General features: G+C 29.1%; 3 protein-coding genes. All 3 read right to left on the bottom strand.

Annotation, left to right across the window (positions count from 1 at the left end; genetic code table 11):
- Nucleotides 1-477 (bottom strand): glycosyl hydrolase 108 family protein (locus PKV21_06605; GenBank protein HOM27160.1); only part of this gene is annotated, 477 nt, incomplete at its 3' end.
- Complete coding sequence (locus PKV21_06600) at nucleotides 474-719, bottom strand: hypothetical protein (GenBank protein ID HOM27159.1); 246 nt, start codon at nucleotides 717-719, stop codon at nucleotides 474-476. The genes PKV21_06605 and PKV21_06600, both read right to left, overlap by 4 nt.
- A 20-nt stretch (nucleotides 720-739) precedes the next feature.
- Nucleotides 740-1849: LamG domain-containing protein (locus PKV21_06595; GenBank protein ID HOM27158.1), on the bottom strand; the 1110-nt coding region annotated here is incomplete at its 5' end.

Raw genomic sequence — 1849 nt, 5'->3', positions numbered from 1 at the left:
TAAATACTCATACAGAGATATAATTCTTTTATTCCATCCCCTTCCAAACATATCATATGCCCTTAAATTGTCATAAAAATCACTTCTCTTTAAAATCGCTATTATCCAAGAATGATTTTCTGAATAACCTTGATTTTTGAGATAAGCAAGATAATCCTGTGCTGTTAATTCTAAAACTTTTTTTGCTACTGAAATTCCTTGATTAAAAGAACAATCTGCTATCACAATATCAAGTTTTGAAGGTAAATAATCACAACTTAAAGCGTCCCAATACAAAGTTTTTGCATTCTTTTTTGCTAATTCTTCTGCTTGCTTTTTGTCTTTAAAATAAAGTTCTTTTAATTTCTTCACCAAGTCAGGATAATACTTCTCTGTAAATCCAAAAATTGTAAGTCCTGCTCCATCTTTAATATCCCCTGCATACTCTTTTTCCCAGAAGATTAAGAATTTCCAAAAATATTCAAAGTTGTCTCTCATTTTCTTCCTCCATTTTTCTTTAAAAGAATATCAAGTTTCCCTTCTATATTACTCAATCGCTGTAAAATCTCTTGATTACAATTTTCTAACTTGTTAACTTTGTCTTTTAAAAGATTTATCTCTGTATTTTTTGAACCTAAAAGAAATGAAGCCATTACTAAAAAGATGAACAATTGAACTAAATACTGAATAACTAACTTTGCTCCTCCGTTAAACCAGAATTTTTTTATGTTTTCTCCCATTTTTTAACCTTTTTATTACTTTATGCAAACTCTATTAAATAACCTTTTAATTTAAAATTACTTCCTTCAAAACCTAAAATATATTTCTCACTTGAATTTGTAATATCTACTGAATTTTCGCCATTTACAAGAGTTGTTAATAATTGAAGATTGAAAGATAAACCATTTTGATAAATGTCTGCTACTTCATCATCTGTTAATGCTTTTTTTATAACAAATGCTTCATCAATATAACCTGTAAAATTATGTCCACCCCAGTATTTCGAATTTCCTACATAAAAATCATCACCAAAATAAGAATAATATTCACCATTATCTATCTCATCTACTTGTGTTCCATTAACATAAAATTTTATTTTACTATTTTCTTTGTCAACTACTGCTACAAGATGATACCAAGTTTCAAATGTCTCTACATAATACCCTACACTAACATGACTTCCATTTCTATAAAACTCCAATTGAAAATACCTTGCATAACTTTCCCATAATAAATCATACCCTTCTCTTGTTGGTGAAGTTCTTTCTCGTGAAAGAATAAATGCATTATGACCGATATAATCAGGAATATATACCCAACACCCGATTGAAAAACTTGTATTTTCCATACATAAATTGTAATTATCGTTTTGCTGACTTGAAGGTAAATAAGCATAAGAACCATTTGTTTCATTTACACTTAAAGCATATCCCACCTGTCCTTGAACAAAACTTGGAGAGTTGACAGGTATTAAATTTCCTTGAAGTCCCCTTGTATCTACATAATCTTGTTCAAATTTATAAAATGCTCGTAAATATTCTCCTATATCATTTCCTGATTCTGAATATAATTTTTTCGTAATACTTCCTGTCTCTGATGTAATGAGTTTAATTTTGCTTATACTCGGTAAAACACTTGAAGACACATAAATAATTGAACTATAACAATTTGATGTTTTTGCAAGAGTAAATATTTCAGAAAGTCCTTGCTTATAATTTACAGAACTTCCACCTCCACCTTCTGCTGAAATTCTTAATCTCTTATTTCCTTCTGTTTGTTCTTCTGTTATTGTTATATTATCTCCTGCCACGAACTTATCCTCTAAATACCCTGCTTGTATATCTGAACTATCTACTTTTACTTTCTCATC

This window comes from bacterium, assembly GCA_035371905.1.
Classification (GTDB): domain Bacteria; phylum Ratteibacteria; class UBA8468; order B48-G9; family JAFGKM01; genus JAMWDI01.
This window is presented reverse-complemented; position numbering and strand designations above follow the sequence as displayed.

Coding starts and splice junctions, on each gene's coding strand:
- PKV21_06600 (HOM27159.1), bottom strand. CDS start 719: ATGGGAGAAAACATAAAAAAATTCTGGTTTAACGGAGGAGCAAAGTTA.